At 37.9% G+C, this 22,312-nt stretch carries 20 protein-coding genes; 18 read left to right on the top strand and 2 right to left on the bottom strand.

The genetic code is table 11. The features are described 5' to 3' along the window. The first annotated feature begins 51 nt into the window (after positions 1–51). Positions 52–522, top strand: a complete 471-nt coding sequence (locus A5816_RS07885; RefSeq protein WP_256926058.1) for a hypothetical protein — start codon at positions 52–54, stop codon at positions 520–522. Between the two features lie 679 nt (positions 523–1,201). On the opposite strand, the gene A5816_RS07880 is transcribed toward A5816_RS07885, so the two are convergent. Continuing rightward, a complete protein-coding gene (locus A5816_RS07880) occupies positions 1,202–2,434 on the bottom strand; it encodes an aminopeptidase (RefSeq protein WP_086311063.1) in 1,233 nt (410 codons plus the stop codon). 255 nt (positions 2,435–2,689) lie between these two features. Between A5816_RS07880 and A5816_RS07875 the strand changes: the two genes are divergently transcribed. Further along, positions 2,690–3,259, top strand: coding sequence for a TetR/AcrR family transcriptional regulator (locus tag A5816_RS07875; RefSeq protein ID WP_002292894.1), 570 nt, complete (start codon positions 2,690–2,692; stop codon positions 3,257–3,259). 175 nt (positions 3,260–3,434) lie between these two features. On the opposite strand, the gene A5816_RS07870 is transcribed toward A5816_RS07875, so the two are convergent. After that, entirely contained in the window at positions 3,435–3,875 is a 441-nt protein-coding gene (locus tag A5816_RS07870) for a flavodoxin (RefSeq protein ID WP_002292892.1), read from the bottom strand. Positions 3,876–4,032: 157 nt separating this feature from the next. Here A5816_RS07870 and map point away from each other — a divergent pair, with 157 nt between their 5' ends. The 16 genes from map (at position 4,033) to A5816_RS07790 (ending at position 22,242) form a co-directional block, all read left to right on the top strand. Then, positions 4,033–4,797: a type I methionyl aminopeptidase gene (gene map / locus A5816_RS07865; protein ID WP_002292891.1), complete on the top strand. Its 765-nt coding sequence runs from the start codon at positions 4,033–4,035 to the stop codon at positions 4,795–4,797. A gap of 31 nt (positions 4,798–4,828) precedes the next feature. Beyond that, entirely contained in the window at positions 4,829–5,752 is a 924-nt protein-coding gene (locus tag A5816_RS07860) for a YihY/virulence factor BrkB family protein (RefSeq protein ID WP_002292890.1), read from the top strand. A 75-nt stretch (positions 5,753–5,827) separates the two neighbouring features. Then, positions 5,828–6,967 (top strand): MraY family glycosyltransferase, encoded by a 1,140-nt coding sequence (locus A5816_RS07855; RefSeq protein ID WP_002329034.1) that lies wholly within the window; start codon positions 5,828–5,830, stop codon positions 6,965–6,967. Next, entirely contained in the window at positions 6,960–7,760 is an 801-nt protein-coding gene (locus tag A5816_RS07850) for a glycosyltransferase (protein WP_002375235.1), read from the top strand. The genes A5816_RS07855 and A5816_RS07850 overlap by 8 nt, the downstream gene beginning before the upstream one ends. Beyond that, complete coding sequence (locus tag A5816_RS07845; RefSeq protein WP_086311062.1) at positions 7,760–8,587, top strand: glycosyltransferase; 828 nt, start codon at positions 7,760–7,762, stop codon at positions 8,585–8,587. The genes A5816_RS07850 and A5816_RS07845 overlap by 1 nt, the downstream gene beginning before the upstream one ends. Continuing rightward, entirely contained in the window at positions 8,565–9,299 is a 735-nt protein-coding gene (locus tag A5816_RS07840) for a glycosyltransferase family 2 protein (protein WP_086311061.1), read from the top strand. Before A5816_RS07845 ends, A5816_RS07840 begins: the two co-directional genes overlap by 23 nt. A 99-nt stretch (positions 9,300–9,398) precedes the next feature. Beyond that, the gene (gene rfbA / locus A5816_RS07835; RefSeq protein WP_002292884.1) at positions 9,399–10,265 is read left to right on the top strand and encodes a glucose-1-phosphate thymidylyltransferase RfbA; all 867 of its coding nucleotides are present in this window, start codon (positions 9,399–9,401) and stop codon (positions 10,263–10,265) included. A 13-nt stretch (positions 10,266–10,278) separates the two neighbouring features. Next, entirely contained in the window at positions 10,279–10,851 is a 573-nt protein-coding gene (gene rfbC / locus A5816_RS07830; RefSeq protein WP_002292883.1) for a dTDP-4-dehydrorhamnose 3,5-epimerase, read from the top strand. A 21-nt stretch (positions 10,852–10,872) separates the two neighbouring features. After that, positions 10,873–11,901: a dTDP-glucose 4,6-dehydratase gene (rfbB, locus tag A5816_RS07825; protein ID WP_086311060.1), complete on the top strand. Its 1,029-nt coding sequence runs from the start codon at positions 10,873–10,875 to the stop codon at positions 11,899–11,901. 97 nt (positions 11,902–11,998) lie between these two features. Further along, the gene (gene rfbD / locus A5816_RS07820) at positions 11,999–12,850 is read left to right on the top strand and encodes a dTDP-4-dehydrorhamnose reductase (RefSeq protein ID WP_002375230.1); all 852 of its coding nucleotides are present in this window, start codon (positions 11,999–12,001) and stop codon (positions 12,848–12,850) included. Positions 12,851–12,884: 34 nt separating this feature from the next. Further along, complete coding sequence (locus tag A5816_RS07815) at positions 12,885–14,918, top strand: hypothetical protein (protein ID WP_038398977.1); 2,034 nt, start codon at positions 12,885–12,887, stop codon at positions 14,916–14,918. A gap of 43 nt (positions 14,919–14,961) precedes the next feature. Beyond that, complete coding sequence (locus A5816_RS07810; protein ID WP_002375226.1) at positions 14,962–16,242, top strand: EpaQ family protein; 1,281 nt, start codon at positions 14,962–14,964, stop codon at positions 16,240–16,242. Between the two features lie 208 nt (positions 16,243–16,450). Next, a complete protein-coding gene (locus A5816_RS07805; RefSeq protein WP_002289081.1) occupies positions 16,451–17,257 on the top strand; it encodes an ABC transporter permease in 807 nt (268 codons plus the stop codon). Between the two features lie 11 nt (positions 17,258–17,268). Then, a complete protein-coding gene (locus tag A5816_RS07800) occupies positions 17,269–18,489 on the top strand; it encodes an ABC transporter ATP-binding protein (RefSeq protein WP_002289079.1) in 1,221 nt (406 codons plus the stop codon). Beyond that, positions 18,479–20,065 carry a bifunctional 2-polyprenyl-6-hydroxyphenol methylase/3-demethylubiquinol 3-O-methyltransferase UbiG gene (locus tag A5816_RS07795; protein ID WP_086311059.1) on the top strand — a complete coding sequence of 529 codons (1,587 nt, stop codon included), beginning with the start codon at positions 18,479–18,481 and terminating at the stop codon, positions 20,063–20,065. The genes A5816_RS07800 and A5816_RS07795 overlap by 11 nt, the downstream gene beginning before the upstream one ends. A 38-nt stretch (positions 20,066–20,103) precedes the next feature. Next, complete coding sequence (locus tag A5816_RS07790; RefSeq protein ID WP_038398976.1) at positions 20,104–22,242, top strand: glycosyltransferase family 2 protein; 2,139 nt, start codon at positions 20,104–20,106, stop codon at positions 22,240–22,242. Positions 22,243–22,312: the final 70 nt, after the last annotated feature.

Below are 22,312 nucleotides of genomic sequence, written 5' to 3'. Positions count from 1 at the left end.
AGCACAATCGTCTTGACATCTTTAAGTAGTGGGTTTTTAGGGACTGGGACGGTGGATGCTAGCGAACATGCTAGAAATACTTATAATAATAAAGTTGTTTCACTTCTTGCTGCTAGTGACCCAACGCTTGCTATTACACATACAGAACCAGATTCTTATTTATGGAATGAATTGTTTATGGAAACGTATGCCCCATCGAATACAGCACAACGTTGGGTGATGGAGTATGATGCAAATTCGGGTGGTTATTATATACGGGAAGATACACCGTTACTTACGTCGAATCCTTTTTATCTTGTATATAGTGGGGGATGGTTTATAGACCCGCATTTGTCAAAGGGGGACGTAGGGTCGCTGTGGCAATTGATTCCAGTAGGTAATGCGTATTTTGTGAGAAATATGGCACGTGACGAATATCTAACTTGGCACTTGAGAAGAAGTGGATTATTAGATGTAGATGTAACTGCTTTCAATTGGGATCGTGAGCAAAGATTCATTGTGCAAGTTGTAGGGGAAGTTTAAAAGAGAAAAATGGAAGTACACTAATACGTTCAATCTTTTTGACTTATATCTAAAAAACAATGTCCTTTATTTTAAGGACATTGTTTTTTTAGATTAAAAGAAAATTTCTATGAATACATGAAAAAGCAGACCTAGTAAAAAGAGACAGAGAAAAAGGAGCGACAAACGTTTACCAATCTCAGTACTAAGATTATGGGGATATTTTCTGCATAAATAAATGGACACAAATAATGAGCAAATCAACAAGATCGTTACGAATGTTTGGAAAGGTGAAGGTAGCAATGAAACGAGTCTTTGACCTTTACAATAAACGAGTAAAGATACAATAAACAAGAAATTGATCACTAAAGAAAAATTTCCTAGCCCCAAGGATCGTTTGATTTTCATGATTCATCAGACTCCTATTAAATGATTATGATGGACTCTTACTGTTTTTGTGAATGTAGCATGTTCCAACAATAGATACAAATTGCTAGTGAGATATTATTTACAACTTTACTTGTTAAGATACCACGCAAAGAAATCGATCGCAAAGCATTTCAATGAAATTCATTTTTATATGTTGTTATTTTATTTAAAATAGACAGTTTGTTTGCAAAAAAAATAGGATCTAAGTTGTTAACTTAGATCCGTTTATCTATATTTTGTATTATTTTATACGCCCTTAGCAAGATTTCACTCAAGCCCAATCTCCATTACGGAAAATCGGTACTGTAGAACCATCTTCGCGGATTCCATCGATATCCATCTTGTCAGATCCTACCATGAAATCTACGTGGGTTTGACTTCTATTCAAACCAGCTTCTGCTAATTCTTCGTCGGACATTTCTGTACCGCCTTTCACACTGAAGGCATAAGCAGACCCTAAGGCTAAATGGTTCGATGCGTTCTCATCAAATAATGTATTGAAGAAAATGATACCAGATTGTGAAATAGGTGAAGGGTCAGGAACAAGTGCCACTTCTCCTAGACGACGCGCACCTTCATCGGTATCAAGCAGTTTTGCTAAGACATCTTCGCCTTGTTCGGCAGAAAAGTCAACTACTTTTCCATCTTTGAAAGTAAATTTCATACCAGAGATGATCGTACCAGCATAACTCAGTGGTTTTGTACTTGAAATATACCCATCTACTCGATGACTGTCAGGTGCGGTGAACACTTCTTCTGTTGGCATATTTGCCATGAATTTTTCCCCTCGAGCATTGTAGCTTCCAGCACCTTCCCAAAGGTGGTTTTTAGGCAATCCAATGATGATATCCGTACCAGGAGCAGTGTAGTGCAGGGCAGAAAATTGTTCTTGATTCAATTCTTCTGCTTTTTTTGCTAATTTCTCATCGTGTTTTTTCCATGCTAAAACAGGGTCTTCTTCGTAGACACGAGTTGTTTTGAAAATTTGATCCCATAATGCATCAACTTGTTCTTCTTCTGGCAGATCTGGAAAAACTTTTGCTGCCCATTGTTTACCAGCAGCAGCTACAACAGTCCAACTGACTTTATTTGCCTGAGTTGCCTTGCGCAAATTCATTAGTGCTTTACCGGCAGCTGCTTGATAAGTTGCTACTCGGTGGCTGTCTACACCGGCAAACGCATCAGGGTCGGCAGAAACGACACTGATCCTGCTTGCTCCTTTTTCAAGCCATTCATCCGCTTGATCGATTTTAGATTGTGGTACATTCTCAATACGATCTGTTGCTGCATGTAAAAGAAATTCTCTTTGAATCTGATCATCTGTCCATTGAACGATGACTTCAGCAGCTCCTAATTTGTAAGCTTCTTGTGTGATCAAGCGAGCAAGGGGTGCTTGGTCCACACTGATCTGTAAAACGACTGTGTGACCTTTTTCTGTGGCCACGCCAGTTTCTGCAATTAAGCGTGCATATTTTTTTAGAAGTTCATTAAAATCGGATAACATAATAAAAATTCCTCCTCACCATTTTTTCTGGTAACTATTAGCATGATACCATTTAATCATGATTCAAACAATGTAGCTTTAAATAAAAAAAGGAGGTTATTTTTTTATGGTTGCGTTTCACGTTCTATGACACGACTTGCTATTTTAGCTTGTGAAGAAAATCGAAAACTAATTTTGCATATCAAAAAAAACATGTTACAATGAAATTAATCAATGGTGGAAGCGTTATAAAAAAATTGAGGAGATTAAAAAAATATGGCAAGAAAAAAGACGATTACTAAAGAACAGATTTTGGCAGCTGCTTATGAAGTAGCTGCCACCGAGGGATTTACACGATTTACTGCGAGAAACATTGCGAACAAAATGAATTGTTCCACGCAGCCGATCTATCTTGAGTTCAAAAATATGGATGACTTGAGACAAGCTCTTTTTGAGCAAATCTATGATTATTTGCAATACGAAGTGTTTCCAGTTGAGCATACAGGGAATACGATTATCGATCTTGCTTTTAATTATATCCATTTTGCAAGAAGAGAGAAGAAGTTGTATCGTTCACTGTACTTAGAAGAATATGGTGGAGGAAAAGAGATGCAAAATTTCTCTTATACTTACTTTGTGAATACAGTGAAACGGGACCCAGCCTACGCGGATCTTTCAGAAGAACAGATCGAATCCTTGCATAACGGTACATGGATCATAGCTACCGGGATTGCAGCTTTGATGTCTTCAAGCATTATCCATCCAACTGATGAGCAGATTGAAAAAATGATCCAAGACAGCATTGATGCAATCTTGAATCTCAAAGAACCGATCGAAATCGATTGAATATACTCAAGAGTTTCACCAATCAGTAGATAACAAGAGATGTGTCAACATAAGGAAAATTTCGTTTTTCTTACAGCGTATACATTTTTAACTCCCGAAGAACTCTTCCATGAATACAATAAAAGAGCCGTCTAGATTGATTCAATCTGGACGGCTCTTTTATATCTCAAGCATATTAAAGTTTTGCGACTAATTCTTTAGCGAAAGCTTCTAGATTTTCGATATCTTCTTCCTCAGCATTTAAATCTACTTTTACATTTTCTGCGCCTTTTGATGCGCCTGTTTTTCCAAAAGCAGCATCGAAGTCATCCACTGATTTACAGAATTCATCGTAAAAAGTATCACCAGATCCGCAGACGCCGTAGATTTTCCCTGATAGATCCAACTCTTGCAAGTCTTCATAAAAATCTACAATCTCATCAGGAAGATCGCCATCATCGTATGTATAAGTAGCTACGACGCAAATATCTGCCTCCTCGAATTCATCTGCATCTACTTGGGTACATTCGTTGATTTCGACTTCGATATCCATATTTTCAAATGCTTCTGCAACAATATCGGCGATTTCTTCAGTATTTCCTGTCATGCTAGCATATACGATTTTTGCTAAAGCCATGATGTGCCTCCTTGTTTAAAATTATTTAACAATTATGAATTATACCAAAACATCGTTGAAAAGAAAATAAAACCTAGAGACACATGGGAAATGTCATTTGGCTAAATGTATGCCGCTATGTTAAAATGAGAGAGATTTGTAAAAAGGAGACGAAAATATGATTACTTTAAAATCAGCACGTGAAATTGAAATGATGGCAGAATCTGGCGCTTTATTGGCAGATGTACATAAAAATCTGCGTGATTTTATCAAACCAGGCATAACAAGTTGGGATATTGAGGTATTTGTCAGAAACTATATCGAGAGTCATGGAGGAATCGCTGCGCAAATTGGCTTCGAAGGGTATGAATATGCAACTTGTATCAGTATCAATGACGAAATTTGTCATGGATTTCCTCGGAAAAAACCTTTGAAAAGCGGCGATTTGGTAAAAGTCGATATGTGTATCGATTTGAAAGGCGGCATTTCCGATTCTTGTTGGGCTTATGTAGTAGGAGAATCTACACCTGAGATCGACCGATTGATGGAAGTAACGAAGAAAGCATTGTACATCGGTATTGAGCAAGCACAAGTAGGAAATCGAATCGGCGACATCGGTCATGCTATCCAAACGTATGTAGAAGGCGAAAATCTAGCAATCGTCCGTGACTTTATTGGTCATGGCGTTGGTCCTACGATCCATGAAGAACCAGCCGTTCCTCATTACGGAGAAGCTGGAAAAGGTTTGCGATTGAAAGAAGGTATGGTCATCACGATCGAGCCTATGGTCAATACCGGAACTTGGAAAATGAAAATGGATCCTAATGGCTGGACTGCTTATACAAGAGACGGCGGATTATCTTGCCAATATGAACATACATTGGCTATTACTAAAGATGGCCCTAGAATCTTGACATCACAAGGAGAAGAAGGTACCTATTGAACCAGCCAATCAATAGGTACGGGAGAGGTACATGAAAGTTTGGAACAAAATAAAACAAAATGAAAACCTGATGCGCTTTATTGAGACGACTCAAAAGCGCATCACTGATTCAGAAATGAGTACGACCTCGGTTGTCGTTGCTTATTATTTACTCTTGTCTTTATTTCCATTGATTATTGCTTTTGGTAATATTTTGCCGTTTCTCCACATCGATCAAGAGACTGTACTGACCTATTTACGAGAAGTGATTCCTGAGACCGTTTACCAGTTTATTGGCCCTGCAATCAAGGACCTTTTGACACAAAGTTCAGGCGGTTTGCTATCCGTTTCTGCTTTGGCGGCCTTATGGTCTGCCAGTCAAAGTATCAACGCTTTACAAATTGCGATGAATAAAGCGTATGGCGTAGAAAATAGAAAAAATTTTTTGATTGTCCGCTTCTTCTCGCTGATTGTGATCGTCTTGTTCATGATTGCCATTAGTGGAGTAACTATCGTTCTTGGTTTAGGACAGCTGATTTTAGATGCGATCCAACCGATTGTACAAATACCTGTGAACTTTATTGATCAGTTCCAAACGTTGAAATGGCCAATCACATTGGTGGCTTTATTTGTCATCATGTTCTTGATTTATTTAATTGTCCCTAATGCTCAGTTGAAGTTGAAGACGATTATTCCAGGTACGATCTTCGCTACTGTCGGCTGGATGCTGTTATCACAAGTGTTTAGTATCTATGCCAGATATTTTGCAACGAGGATCAGCGGTTATCAGATCATAGGAAGTTTTATTGTCCTCATGCTTTGGCTTAATTTTGCTGCTACGATCATCATTTTGGGCGGAATCATCAATGCAGTTGTTCAAGAATACGTGACGGGACATCAAATCAAAAAACGTCGAGATCCAAGCCGAAAATGGTTCAATAAATTGAAAGCTAAATTTTCTCATAAAAAAAAGTAGAAACAAGAGTTCTTATTGTAAATTTATATCAGTAATTTATAATAATTATGACTCTTAATTAAAGTAGGTGCCCATATGCTTGTTTCTTTTAGTATGGTTATAAGATTTTTTCTGACAATTTTATTATCACTGATATTAACACCTGTATTTAAAATCATTTCAGTACAAACGGGTATGGTCGACAAACCAAATGAAAGAAGGATAAACAAAGTTCCAATGCCTTCCGCAGGCGGACTGCCCATTTTTATTTCATTTGTTATATCGACTTTATTCTTATTCCGTAAAATCATTCCACAATCGTATATTGTGCCGATCTTGCTCGCTTCTTTGGTGATCATCGTCACAGGAGTACTCGATGATAAATTTGAGCTGACGCCTAAACAAAAGAGTGTAGGGATCTTGCTTGCCTCTCTTATTATTTATTTTGTAGCAGATATACGCATTGATTCCTTTACGCTTCCTTTTATTGGCTATATCCAATTAGGGTGGCTTAGTTTCCCTGTAACGATTTTTTGGATCTTCGGTATCACGAACGCAATCAATCTGATTGACGGTTTAGATGGGCTAGCGGCAGGGATTTCATTGATTGGTTTAATCACGATAGGCATCATTGGGTATTTTTTCCTTCATGCTTCCACAGTGTACATCCCGGTTGTTATTTTCTGTCTTGTAGCAAGCATTATCGGATTTTTCCCGTACAATTTTTATCCGGCAAAGATTTATTTAGGCGATACAGGAGCGTTATTCTTAGGGTTCATGATGGCCGTCCTTTCACTACAAGGGCTGAAGAACGTAACTTTTGTTTCGTCAATTTCTCTACTGATCGTCATGGGCGTTCCGGTAACAGACACGTTTTTTGCTATCATTAGAAGAAAAGCAAACCGTGTTTCTTTTTCTACAGCAGATAAAAAACATCTTCATCACCGACTAATCAGTTTAGGATTTACTCATAAAGGTGCCGTCTTGACGATTTATGCGATGGCTTTGATGTTTTCTTTCACAGCTATGGTCATGAATTATACTGGAAGAATCGGAACGATTGTATTGATTATTGCTATGCTATTTGCTGCAATTTTATTATTTGAATTGATTGGTCTGATTAACGAGAAACATCAGTTTATTTTAAAAACATTGCGATTTTTAGGGAATAAAGAGTATCGTACGCAAGTAAAACAGAAATATTTGAAGAAATGGAACCGTCATATAGATGAATAACAAATTAAACCAGCCAATTCTTATTAGTATTGTAACGGCGAACAGTGATAAGATTTTTCGGACACTAGATAATTTTATTTCAACTGTAAAAGATGAAACAGCGATAAAAATTCGGATTTTTGACAACAACTCCCTTCCGGAATATAAAAGCAGACTAAAAGAATATGTGACATATCCGTATATCGAAATCTATTTTCATGATGAAAATTCCGGTTTCGGTTATGGACATAATCACAATCTGCTGAACAGCAATTGCCACTATGGTATTATTTGTAATCCAGATATTTTAGTGGATGAAGAAACAGTTACAGCATTGGTGTTGTTACTGAAAGAACATCCCGAATGCGCGATGTTAGCACCTAAGATTCTTAATGAAGATGGGACCACTCAGCACCTCATCCGTGAGCGGCTGGCTGTTTTTGATTATGTTTTGCGCTTTGTGCCTTTCAAATGGGTCAAAAAAAGGTTTGATAAACGGCTAGCTGTCTTTGAATGCCGTGGCTTGCCCACTGATGTTGATAGTTATGTGCGAATGATCTCGGGCAGTTTTATGGTAGCTGATATTGATAAATTTAAAGAGATAAGGGGATTTGATGAGCGTTTCTTCATGTACTTTGAAGATAATGACTTGTGTTTGAGTTTTGAAAAAGCAGGTTACAAATTATTGTACACACCCTTTTATGCAGTCGTCCATTTTTATGGAAAGGGTGCACATCGAAATGCAAAACTTTTTCGTGTGTTTTTGACTTCTATGATGAAATTTTTCAATAAGTGGGGGTGGCGTTTTTTCTGATGAAACCAGAAATAGTAGTAGTAGTCGTGCTCTATCAGCAACTATTCAGCCAATCTCCTACTTATGAACCATTAAGCAAAGCACTTAGCGAAAAGCATATTCAGCTTGTTATTTACGATAATAGTCCTCAAAGACAGCAAAATGAGCTGTTTGAAAAAGAAAATACCATTTACTATCATGATCCGCAAAACCCTGGATTAGCGGCAGCTTATAATTATGCGTTGTCTCAAGCAAATGAAAGAACACGTTGTATCGTTACATTGGATCAGGATACGAGGCTAGTCGACAACTATTTTGAAATCTTGCGTAAAGTAGCTTTTACAGATGAATGTGTTGCTGCAGTTCCGATGATTTTTTCTGGGGGACGGCAAGTTTCTCCCGTCTATTCAAATCATTATATCAATCGTACAGCACAAGCAGTAGAAGTAGACGGTACGACAGCTGAAAGAATCATGGCAATCAATTCAGGTGTGGCATGGTCTGTCAAATTTCTAAAAAAGATTGGCGGGTTTAATCCTGCTTTTTCTTTAGATTTTTTGGATCATTGGCTGTTTTGGAAAGTGAATCAGTTGGAAAAAACGGTGGAGATACTACCAGTACGACTGGAACATGATCTTTCGGTATTAGACTATGAAAAAGTTTCAAGCAATAGATACCGTTCTATTTTACAAGCAGAAAATCGATTTTATCATGAATATGATCAAAGACATTTATCCAGTCACCGACAACAATTATTGTTAAGAACAGTTAAACAGTTTTTGACCGTCAAAAACCGGCATATCTGGCGGATGACTTTGCGCTCATATGTTAAGAATTGGAAGGTGTGAATTCGTGCGTTCGGTTTGTATAGCTACCTTTAATGGGGGCAGATATTTAAGAGAGCAGTTGGATAGTATTTTATCTCAGCTTTCAGCAGAAGATGAAGTGATTATTTCTGATGATGGGTCAGTAGATGATACATGGGATATATTGACTGAATACGCAGAAAAAGATAGACGGATAAAGCTTTTTTCAGGACCTCGTCAAGGGTTGATCGCTAATTTTGGCTATGCGATCCAGCAGACGAAAGGAGAGCTAATCTTTTTGGCAGATCAAGATGATGTTTGGTTAGAGACAAAAGTGAAAAAAATCACTGACTATTTTGAACAGCATCCGGATCAGTTAGTAGTCGTTTCAGATTTGATCATTGTGAACAGTAAGCTGCAAGAGATCCATGCCTCCTATTTTTCATTCCGAAATTCCAAAGAAGGATGGGTCAATAATGTGATACGAAGTCATTATATTGGTGCAGGTATGGCTTTTCGCTCTTCGTTGAAATCCGATATTTTGCCGATTCCGTCAGAAGTGCCTATGCATGACATGTGGATCGGTTTGTTGGGAGGAAGGAAGACTGGGTTTCTGAGAGAACCTTTGACACTGTATCGAAGACATGATTTAAATGCGAGTGAGATTGAAACGCATTCTAGATTACGCCAAAAAATTTCCTGGCGTGTTCATCTGATTACGGCGTTGATCAAACGAAAATGGTTTAAACGTTGATAAAAGATGTTTAAATCCTTAATATTTCCATGACAAATATAACGATTGATGAGATAATAGCAAAGTGAAATTTGAAATCAAAAAGGAGAGCATATATCCATGAAGGGAATCATTCTTGCTGGGGGCAGCGGAACACGTCTGTACCCTTTAACAAAGGCAACATCGAAACAATTGATGCCGATTTATGACAAACCAATGATTTATTATCCAATGTCTACTCTGATGTTGGCGGGAATCAAAGAAATTCTGATTATTTCAACGCCACAAGATACACCACGTTTCAAGGAATTATTTGGAAACGGAAATGATTTAGGACTGCAGATCGAATATGCAGTACAAGAAAGTCCAGATGGATTGGCACAAGCGTTTATCATTGGAGAAGAATTTATTGGAGATGACAGTGTCTGTTTGGTATTAGGGGACAATATTTACTATGGTGGCGGTCTGTCTAAAATGTTGCAACGAGCAGCTTCAAAAGATGCAGGCGCGACAGTATTTGGCTATCATGTCAATGATCCAGAACGCTTTGGTGTAGTAGAATTTGATGAGAATATGCAAGCTTTGTCGATTGAAGAAAAGCCTGCTCAGCCAAAATCAAATTACGCAGTAACTGGCCTTTATTTTTATGACAATGAGGTGATTTCTATTGCTAAAGGAATCAAACCGTCAGAACGTGGAGAACTAGAAATCACAGATGTCAATAAAGCATATTTGGATAAAGGAAAACTATCTGTAGAACTTATGGGACGCGGATTTGCTTGGCTTGATACAGGAACACATGAATCATTGCTTGAAGCATCTACCTTTATCGAAACGATTGAAAAACGTCAGAACTTAAAAGTGGCTTGTTTGGAAGAAATTGCTTACCGTATGGGCTACATTGATAAAGAACAACTGCTAGCCCTTGCACAGCCTTTGAAAAAAAATCAATACGGTCAATATTTATTGAATTTGGCCGCTGAATAAGGAGTTCTTACAGATGAAAGTAACAGATACAAAATTAACAGATGTAAAAATCGTAGAAATGGATGTCTTTGGCGACCATCGCGGTTTTTTTACAGAAAGCTATTCAAAAGCAAAATTTGCAGAACATGGATTAGATTATGACTTTGTTCAAGACAATCATTCATTATCTGCTGAAGCTGGTGTTCTTCGGGGACTCCATTTCCAAAAAGGAGAAGCTGCACAGACAAAATTGATTCGTGTGGTTACTGGAGCAGTTTTAGACGTAGTAGTGGACATCCGCAAAGGCAGCCCGACTTATGGTCAATGGGACGGATTTATCTTATCTGAACATAATCATCGTCAGTTGCTTGTACCTAAAGGATATGCACATGGATTCGTTACTTTGACACCAAACGTGAACTTCCTTTACAAGTGTGATAATTACTATAATGCAGAAGCAGATGGAGGCATCGCATTTGATGATCCAGATTTAGCGATTGATTGGCCAATTGATCCATCAAGAGCGATTATGTCTGAAAAAGATCACCGTCATCCGACATTAAAAGAATTTGAAGCAGAAAATCCATTTGTTTACGGAGAAATCTAAGAATTAAGGAGAAATTTTCTTATGAAAAACATCATTGTTACCGGAGGTGCCGGATTCATCGGCTCTAATTTCGTTCATTACGTGGTAAACAATCATCCAGAAGTGCATGTCACTGTTTTGGATAAACTGACTTATGCAGGAAACAAAGAGAACTTGGCTGGACTTCCTAGCAATCGCGTAGAATTGGTCGTAGGAGATGTTGCAGATGCAGAATTAGTGGATCGTCTAGTAAAAGAAGCGGACGCAGTTGTTCATTACGCGGCAGAATCCCATAACGATAATTCATTAAAAGATCCTTTCCCATTTGTACAAACGAATATCATTGGTACGTATACACTTTTAGAAGCTTGCCGCAAGTATGATGTACGCTATCATCACGTATCTACTGACGAGGTTTACGGAGATCTTCCATTACGTGAAGACCTACCGGGACATGGAGAAGGCGAAGGAGAAAAATTCACTGCCGAAACACCATATAATCCTTCAAGCCCATATTCTTCTACAAAAGCTGGTTCAGATCTGTTAGTAAAAGCGTGGGTACGTTCTTTTGGCTTACGTGCAACTATTTCAAATTGTTCAAACAACTATGGTCCTTACCAGCATATTGAAAAATTTATACCTCGCCAAGTAACGAATATTTTAAGCGGTATTCGTCCAAAATTATATGGTGAAGGGAAAAATGTTCGTGACTGGATCCATACAAATGATCATTCTTCAGCAGTGTGGTTGATCTTGACAAAAGGCAGAATTGGCGAAACCTATCTGATCGGTGCGGACGGCGAAGAAGATAATAAGACCGTGATGGAATTGATCTTAGAAATGATGGGTCAACCAAAAGACGCATACGACCATGTAAACGACCGTGCAGGGCACGATTTGCGTTATGCAATCGATTCGACAAAATTGCGAGAAGAGCTAGGTTGGCAGCCTGAGTTTACGAACTTCCGTGATGGGTTGGCTGACACGATCAAATGGTACGAAGAACATGAAGACTGGTGGAAAAAAGAAAAAGAGGCCGTTGAAGCAGCATATGCCAAAAATGGACAATAATACAGAGGAAATTTCACTGTATTAATGGAAAAACACATGTGAGGCAGGCGCTCGCCTGTCTCTTTTTTAAAATAAAAATCAAGGAGCGGATAACCATATGTTTTTATTAACTGGAGGAAATGGACAATTAGGTACAGAATTGCGCCATTTATTAGATGAAAAAAATCTGCCATATGTTTCAACAGATGCAAAAGACTTGGATATCACAGATGCTGAGAAAACAATGGCTTATATTACAGAATTAAAACCGGATGTTATTTTCCATTGTGCAGCTTACACAGCAGTAGATAAAGCAGAAGAAGAAGCAAAAGAATTAGATGAGAAAATCAATGTCGATGGCACAAGAAATGTAGCACTTGCAGCAAAAGCTGTGAATGCTCAATTCGTCTATATCAGTACAGACTATGTCTTCGATGGAAAAAACAAAAATGTAGAGTACGAAGTAGATGACCAAACGAATCCGCTAAATGAATATGGTCGTACGAAATTATTAGGTGAAAAAGCAGTAGAAGAGATTTTAGAAGACTATTATATCATTCGAACTTCTTGGGTTTTCGGGATTTATGGACACAATTTCGTCTTCACGATGCAACGCCTAGCGGAAACCCGCGACAAACTGACTGTAGTAAATGACCAGTTCGGGCGGCCAACTTGGACACGTACTTTGGCAGAATTTATGGTATATGTTATCGAAGAAAAAGCACCATTCGGTATTTATCATTTGTCGAACAAAAATAGCTGTTCTTGGTATGAATTTGCAAAAGAAATATTGAAAGATACAGATGTGGAAGTAGCGCCTGTTACATCAGAAGAATTTCCACAAAAAGCAACGCGTCCGCAGTATTCAGTCATGAGCCTGAAAAAGACAGAAGCGTTAGGATTTGCCATACCAACTTGGCAAGAAGCACTTGCGCAAATGCTGGAAGCTGCCAAAAAAATGAATAAGTAATTTCCTTTTTATCAAATAGAATTTGGAGCATGATATGGAAAAACAAACAAGAAGTGCACGACGAAAAGAAAAACCAAAAGCGAATCAGGCAGATTCGAATTTGGTGCTTGACCTGTTTCTAAAACTCCGATACCTTATTGGTGTTTTAGTCATCGTGGTCATTGTTACTTTTAATTTAAACGGAAGTTCACTTGGTGTTTGGGATAAATATGTGTCGCAAAGAGACGATGGGAAAAAAACTGATGTGATTTTTGGACAGAATCGGGAAGTGCGGTCAGATGAATGGCTGGTGCAGACACCTTTTTACCTCTCACAAGCTGAAGAGGACTTTCCGTTGGTGAACGAAGATTATTCATTGAACGGACAAAATATGATCATTGCGTATAATTCTCCTGTAAAGGATATTACGGTTATCGGAAAACCATTCAACTGGGGATTCTTTTTCCTCGGAAGAGATCGAGGCCTTTCCTTTTATTGGGCGATGAAATTAGTCGTCATGGTCTTGCTTGGATTCGAAGTACTGATGATATTAACGAAGAGAAAAAAAGCTCTATCGCTGATCGGTGCATTTGCGCTGACGTTTTCTCCAGCAGTCCAGTGGTGGTTCATGCAGCATGTGGGCGATTTGATTTTCTTTACTTTGGGACTGATGACTGCTTTTTATCATTATTTCTACAATCATGATAAAAAATGGCTGCGAACGTTGATGATGTTTTTGGTGGTTATTTTCGGTATTGGGTTTATTTTAGTGATTTACCCAGCCCATCAAGTGATGCTGGCGTACTTGCTGATTTTTTATTTTGTTGGCTTGCTTATTTACTACAGCAAGAAAATTTCTTGGGATCTGTTGGATGTAGTGTTGATTGGAGGGGCAGTTTTATTTATTGGCGGAGTCATGGTTCATTTCTGGCTGACGTCAAAAGACGCATTGTTAGCTTCTTTGGATACCTTATATCCAGGAAAACGAGTCAGCACCGGTGGAAAGTGGACGATTGGCGAATTTTTTTCTTTCCTGACAAACTGGAAAATCCCTTTTGAAGACATCAACTATTCGAATAACTCTGAAGTGGCTTTGTTCTATCACTTCTTTCCAACTGTATTCCTAGCCAGTCCATTTGTGTTATTTGGCAAAAAAGATAGTGAACAAAAGTTATTGGGACGTATTTTGATGATTTTTTGTCTGTTTTCTATCTTTTGGATTACCGTTGGATTGCCAAAATGGCTAGCAGAAATTACTCTGCTGTCTTATGTTCCTCCTTTAAGAGCCATCCTTACTTTTAGTTTTGCGGCTTGCCTATTATCAATTTGGTTCATCGCTTATATTTGGAGAGAAGATGTTATTCCTATTTGGTATAAATTCATTTTACTGGCAGTAAACGCATGGTCTTATTTCTATGCAATTACTCATTCGAAGATGGATAATTATTTTTCAGATTTCGAAACCATCGCAGTTGCTGTGTTGGGAACAGTGATTTTAGCTTTTGCATTATTTGGCTGGAGACGCTTGTTTTATCTTGCTTTTGCCGGCGTGATCATCGCATCTGGTTTTTTTGTCAATCCAGTCGTAGAAGGTACTGGAGCGATTTTTGAAAAAACACTGGCAAAAGAAATCCGAAAAATCGATCAACAAGACCCTGGCAAAGTCTGGTTGACTGAAGATGAACTGTATAACTTCACCCCAACTTTGGGTGTAAAATCTTTCAATACAGTCCGCTTTTATCCAGATATGGCTGCATGGAAGAAAATCGATCCAAAAGAAGAATATGAGAAGTATTATAATCGGTATGCTCACACAAGAGCTTTTATCGCTAAGGAAGATACAAAGTTCATTTTAGATCGTCCAGATATGTTCTCGGTCACGTTGAATTTTGAAGACGCAGAAAAATTAGGGATCAACTATGTAATCAGTAAACGACCGTTAACTGATTACAATCAGTTATACGAAGCTCAATTCACACAACTATATGGACCGGATAAAGATGGTTATATGATTTTTAAAGTAGAATATCCGGATTATCCAGATGTACCACAAACACAAACTCAGGAAAATCAGCTAGTCTTACAGTAATGGGCTAGCTGAGATTAACCCTGAAGTATTATTAGAAAGGAGAGTGGAGATAATTCAAGCAATCGTACAAAAATTTGTCAACAAAATGAGTGCTGGTTTCTTGCTTTTGCTGCTGACGCTGGTCTTTTTTGTTTGGACAGCAGGATTAAGCTTCCCAGCCACTTTATTTATATATAACAACAGTTCGCTACTTATCACTTTTAGTGTGGCTATTTTGCTCATTTTAAATGTTTATAAAGCAAAAGGCGTCGATTTTCTTTATCTAGGTGTTGCGCTTGCACTTTTCATTTTCTTTTCTTACTTTCGGGAATTAAGAAATGAGTCTTTATTTGGAGATTTACTGTTTCCTTTGATTATTTTATTTTGTTTAGTAATTAAATGGATTGAGTGGACAAAATGGGATCGCGGGATTTATCTGCTTGTCTTTACGGTCTTCCTCGGAATCACGTTATATCGTGTATTTACAGAGATCCAAGTACCAGAAGGACAAAGCATCTGGACGCCAGGCAATTCGCTTTCTGATATTTGGATCAATACGAATACAATCGGAAGTTCTTTGATGACTCTTGCTTTATTGATCAGCGGATTTGCCAGTTCTTTTGAACGATGGTATGTTCGAATCATCGGTGGGATAGCAGTCGTTGCTGCCTTTTTAGGTATTTGGGTCTGCCAATCAAGAGGCGCATTAGTTGCATTGATTGTTTTTGCAATATTGGATCTTTTACCTAAATCATTGATGCGTGTCATTCGTGCACCGTTTATTGCCTATACGGTTACGATTCTTTTGGCTTTACCGATTTCTTATCTAGCCGCTGTTTCCGAAAAAGTCAATTTGTTTACCGGTCGAGAAGATATTTGGCATAAATTCTATCAGACGCTAGGAGAAAAATCTGAGCAAGTTTTACTAGGGATGAAAACATTCATCTTCCAACGAGGAAACCAATTTTTAGGAAACCACAATAGTTATAATTCTATTTTGAATATCTATGGGTTAATAGGGTTTGGAGTTGCTGCTTTACTGCTTATCCTTTTTATTGGTCGCTTAACGTTGAAAGCAGATTTATCCAACGGGCAGATGACTTTTATCTGGGCCTTTTTTGCGGTGATGATGCAGTCATTTATGGAGGATACATTGACTTCATACCCATGGGTTCCGATTATTTATATCCTGTTGGCTATGTCCGTTCATCGCTATGATGAAACGAAAGTTGTGGAAGAATACTATGACATAGAAGAGCCATATGACGACATGAATGCTGGGGATCCAAGTTATGAGGAACAACCAGATAGCGCTCATTCTTCTAGGATCCAACGCTATCATTGATAGGCGCAAAATACGAGAGAGGCTGTGACAACCGTCGCAGCCTTTTTTGGTTTATTGCAATTGTCTAGCATCTTCTGTAAAATAGAAACGTTAGAGAAAATCTTGTATCATAGAAAATTAAGAAATAAATAAGAACGCAGCTCGGTACCAAAAATATGGTAAAATGGCACTTGACTGTAATTCACTGAAATCGCTTGGAGGAACACAAATGTTTAAAGATTTGTATTTATTTATGAAGGACATTTATCAGAACAGAAAATTACTGCTACAGTTTTCGATCAATGACTTCAAATCAAGATATGCAGGATCGTTTTTAGGGATCTTATGGGCGTTTATCAATCCGTTATTTACTGTATTGATTTATTGGTTAGTATTTGGCGTTGGATTGAAAGCACAAATGATCGATGCAAAATACCCATTTATCGTATATTTAGTTACAGGGATGATTCCTTGGTTCTTCTTCTCTGATGCCTTTGCATCAACTACGGTTGTTTTTCGGGAATATACTTATTTAGTAAAGAAAGTCGTATTCAATATTCGTATCTTGCCCACGACGAAAATCCTATCCAATCTGTACACCCATTTATTCTTCATTCTGATTGGCATAGCTGTTGCGCTTATAAATGGTATATATCCTTCAGCCATGTCTTTACAGCTGATTTACTATCTATTTTGTATGTGTGCTTTCTTGACAGGATTGACTTGGCTGACAGCATCCATCCAACCATTTTTACCAGACATCATGCAATTGATTACGATTGTCCTGCAGTTGATCATGTGGACATTGCCGATATTATGGAGCCCGAACCAGTTTGACTCAGGTCTTGTAAGCATATTGAAATTAAATCCGCTGTACTATGTTGTTCAAGGCTATCGTGAGTCGTTTTTAAGTGAAGCTTGGTTCTGGGAGCATGGAACATATACTTTGTATTTCTGGGTGTTCACATTAGTAATGTTCGTAATCGGCTCTGCAGTGTTCCGTAGATTGAAACCACATTTTTCAGATGTGCTGTAAGGAGAATAGCTATGACAGAATATGCAATTAGACTAAAAGATATCACAAAATCTTATAATATGTACGCAAAACCGTCGGATCGATTTCGTGAAGCACTTAATCCTTTTAAGAAATCCTATCATGATGTGTTTTATGCGTTGAAAAACGTGAATGTAGAAATAAAAAAAGGTGAGATGATCGGTTTCGTTGGAGAAAACGGATCCGGAAAATCTACGATGTTGAAAATCATTACAGGAGTACTGACACCAACATCCGGTACGATGGAAATCGAAGGGAAAATCTCTGCTTTGCTAGAACTAGGTTCAGGATTCAATCCTGAGTATTCTGGCTATGAAAATATCTATTTAAATGGAATGGTACTAGGCTTCTCAAGAGAAGAAGTCGATGAAATGGTCGATGATATCATTGAATTTGCTGACATCGGCGACCATATTTATCAACCTGTAAAAACTTATTCAAGTGGGATGTTCGTTCGTCTAGCTTTTGCTGTAGCAATCAATGTGAATCCTGATATTTTGATTGTAGATGAAGCATTGGCAGTAGGAGACCTTGAATTTCAACTAAAATGTATGGAAAAATTTACAGAAATCAAGAACTCGGGAAAGACGATTTTATTCGTTTCTCATGATATCAGTTCGATTCGCCGTTTTTGTGATCGTTCCTATTGGTTGAAAAATGGAGAAGTCGTCGAATATGGCGATACGATGGAAGTAACGACGAATTATGAAAACTTTTTAAAGAAAAAATCAGTTAAAACAGTGGATCGGAATAAAAACCAAGTAGAACGGTTCGCCGCTCCAGATATCGTCGACGTGACGAAAGCGGAATTGTTGGATAAAGACAAAAATCCGGTGGATATGCTGGAACAAGGAGAAAAACTATACGTTAAAGTAACTTATGAAGTAAAAGATGATACAATCAAAAATCCGGTTTTAGGAATTGCGCTACGAACAGTCGACAATTTTTATGTGTGCGGACTTAATACTCTACTAGATGGTATCAAGATTCCTTGGAAAAAAGGAGAGAATATCTTTTATCTGGAGTATGAAAAGTTAGGTTTGTTAGCTGGTGAATATTATTTTGACGTTGCGGTCTTTGAAGAAAATGCAACGGTTCCTTTGGTATATAAGACAAAGTACATGAACTTGTTTGTCAGCGGTTCTTATATCGGAGAAGGCATCGTGGTCTTAGACCATAAATGGGAAGAAGGGACTCATAGCAATGAAATATGATTTTGAAATGGACCTAGATGAACAAAGCAGTGTGGGGAAAATTGCCGCACAGATCAAACCAGGAAGTAAAGTTTTAGAGTTTGGTCCCGGAAACGGCCGATTAACGAAACATTTAATCGGAGCAAAACAATGTGAAGTGAGCATTGTTGAGTTAGATAAGGAATTGTTCGATTTTGTCAGCGAATTTGCTCAAGATGGATTTTATGGTGATATCGAAAGTTTTGAGTGGGCAAACTATTATGCTGGACAGACATTTGATTACGTCTTGTTTGCGGATGTTTTAGAACATTTGGTAGATCCTGGAAAAACATTGAAGAAAGTCAGAGAATTTTTGAATGAAGAAGGAGAAATCCTGATTACATTCCCTAACTTGGCGCATAATTCTGTCATGATCGATTTGTTCAATAACCAATTGCCGTGGGCTTCTTATGGTCTCTTAGATGAAACCCATAATTCTTTTTATACTCATGATGGCTTCCAAAAAGTTTTTGAAAAAGCGGGATTATTCATTAATATTGAAGATTATTTGTACTTAGCTGTAGGTGATACAGAATTAAAATCAACTTATGAAGAATTGCCGGAAGCTGTACGCTATGATTTCAAAATGCGACCATTTGGTGAAGTCTACCAATACTTTTTCTCATTGATGAAACATCCAGTAGCACAAAGTTCCATTGCACAGCCACAAAATTCTAATTATGTAAAAGTGTTAGAAGTAACCCAGCAAACGAAACAAGATGAAACAATCCAACAAATACCATTCAATAATTTCACAGGGGAAAATGAGACACTAAGTTTCCCCATAACAGAAGCAACAGAAAGAATGGTATTTCGCTTCGCGCAACAACCTAGCTTTATCGAATTCAGCGCAGAAGCTGCTGGAGAAAAACTCACATTTATTGATTCAAATGCTGTAGTCAAAACAGTAAATGATTGTTATTTGTTTGATGGGAAAGAATTACCAGAGTTCGTTCTAACGGATATTTCTGGAAAAGAAGTGACGATCCATTGTCACTATCGCTTTATCGGGGAATTGACACCAACAATGAAAGAATTGTTGGAAACGATTCGTCCCATGGCTGAAGTCACAAAGCAGCTTTCTGAGAAAAATGATGAATTAGAAAGAGAAAATCATCATCTTCTTGAGGAAAATACAAGACTAAACCATACGTTAAAAACAACCACAAATCGCTATTGCACATTGTTGGAAAGTGATGAATGGACAATCAAACATAGACTAGGACGACGTAAGAAAGAAACATCGAAAAAAATCCAAGAAAAAGAGCTTTCTATATGTATTGACGAGAAAATCTGGGATGCAGAAACAAAAATATTAAAAATCATCGGATGGGGAATCGCTAATTCGGATCGCCAGCCATTGTCCTATAAGTTATCAGCTGACCAATCGCCATTTTTCGAAGCAATTCCTGTTTCACGAGAAGAAGTCAATCAAGCAGAACAGCTCGCAAAAGGAACAGAAGCGGGATTTGAATTACGAATCCTTTGCGAGCAAGAACGTTCATTCTTAGTGGAAGCAGTAGCTCAAAATGGCCAATCATGGATCATTGAAATGTAAATAATGATTAACTTATAAAGATAAGGAGTAAACGAATCGTGCAAAAAAAAGAAATTGCCGTATTTATCGATCAAATCACTCGTGAACGGGCCACTGGCGATTTGCTTATTGTGGGCTGGGCAATTGATGAAGTGACCAAAGAAATCCCTACGATAAAGGTAGAAAAAGAAAATGTGATTGCTGAAGCGACACATGTCGTAAGATTGGATATCAATCATTTATATAATCTTGATGTTAAGACCCAAAGCGGTTTTAAGGTACGTTTATCAGGGAAAATGAGAGGAAAAGCAATCTTAGACTTCCAAACAGCGAGACATCAAAATGGCATAGCTGTGAAATTAAACGGTAAATACCCTTATGATGACGGCATTGAATCTTCATGGGAAAGAAAAAAAAGATTACTGAAAAAAGGGATAAATTATGCAAGGACTCATGGCGTAAAAAAAGCGATCCGCCGAGTCAAATTGGAATTGAAGCCAGGATCGATCGACTATGCAGAATGGATCAGTCGTCATGAGAAACCAGATCTGAAAGAGCAAAGGAAAGAAGCACAAGGATTTGCGTACCGTCCATTGATTTCCATACTTATGCCTGTCTATAACGTTGAAATCAAATGGCTCGAAAAATGCATTGATTCGGTACTGGATCAAACGTATGATCATTGGGAACTATGTATCAGTGATGATGCTTCTACTGATCCAGCTATCCGAAAGTGTCTGGAATCCTATCAAGCAAAAGATGATAGAATCAAAGTCGTTTTCCGACAAGAAAATGGACACATCAGTCTGGCAACTAATTCTGCATTGGAAATGGCAGAAGGAGAGTTTATAGCACTCTTAGATAATGATGATGAATTACCGCCATTTGCATTATATGAAGTGGCAAAAGTGCTAAACGTACATCCAGAACTGGATTTGATCTACAGTGACGAAGATAAAATCGATGCAGATGGCAATCGCTTTGATCCGCACTTCAAAGCAGACTGGTCTCCTGATACATTGATGGGAAATAATTATATCTCTCACTTAGGCGTATATCGAACAAGCATTGTTAAAGAACTTGGCGGTTTCCGTAAAGGCTATGAAGGTTCTCAAGATTATGATTTGGTCCTTCGTGTGACAGAACAAATCCCTGCAGATCATATTTACCACATTGACCGAGTCTTGTATCATTGGCGGACGATCCCAGGGTCAACTGCAAGTAATGGTGAAGCCAAAAGTTATATCTATGATTCCGGAGTGAAAGCATTGACAGATGCCCTGTTTAGAAGGAACATCAAAGGAAGCGTACGTCCTGGCAGAATTTCTGGATTTTATGAGATTACTTATGACGTCTTGCAAGAGGATTTGGTCAGTGTGATCATTCCAACGAAGAATGGCTATGAAGATCTAAAAACTTGTGTGGATTCGATCATCGAAAAAACGTCTTATTCAAATTATGAAATCATTATTGCGGATAATGGAAGTACAGATCCAAAAATGCAAGAATTATTTGCAGAATACAAGCATCAGCTGAAAGATCGCTTTATCGTAGAATTGATTGACATTCCATTCAATTATTCTCGAATCAACAATTTAGCAGCAGAAAAAGCAAACGGCAAATACTTTTTATTCTTGAATAACGATACAGAAGTGATTGAGCCAGATTGGATGACGGCGATGGTTTCTTATGCACAGTTTGATCGAATCGGCTGTGTAGGAGCAAAACTGTTTTATCCAGATGATACAACGCAGCATGCAGGAGTATTATTAGGAATCGGTGGTGTTGCAGGGCATGCATTGAATAACTATGATCGAACACATTGTGGTTATTTCGGCCGATTGGTCATTGACGTCAATTACTTAGCAGTCACTGCAGCTTGTATGATGGTCAAGGCAGCTGACTTCAATGCTGTCAATGGATTTGATGAAACATTAGAAGTAGCATTCAACGATGTTGATTTGTGCTTGAAAGTTTATGAACTGGGTCGTTACAATGTCTATGCACATCAAGCAGAATTGTACCATTTCGAATCTAAATCAAGAGGTTATGAAGATACACCAGAAAAACAAAGACGTTTTGCTGGGGAAATCAAAAAAATGCAAGATAAGTGGCCTTCTTATATTGCTCATGACCCATTTTATAACGATAATCTAACTAAAGAAGGAATCGGCGATTTTTCGTTGAGACCTGATTGATCAAAGAACTGTATTTTCATTTTTATTGATGAAAATACAGTTCTTTTAATTTAATTATATGAATATTGTA

The sequence above is a fragment of the Enterococcus sp. 3G1_DIV0629 genome (assembly GCF_002141285.1).
Lineage (GTDB): Bacteria > Bacillota > Bacilli > Lactobacillales > Enterococcaceae > Enterococcus_B > Enterococcus_B lactis.
This window is presented reverse-complemented; position numbering and strand designations above follow the sequence as displayed.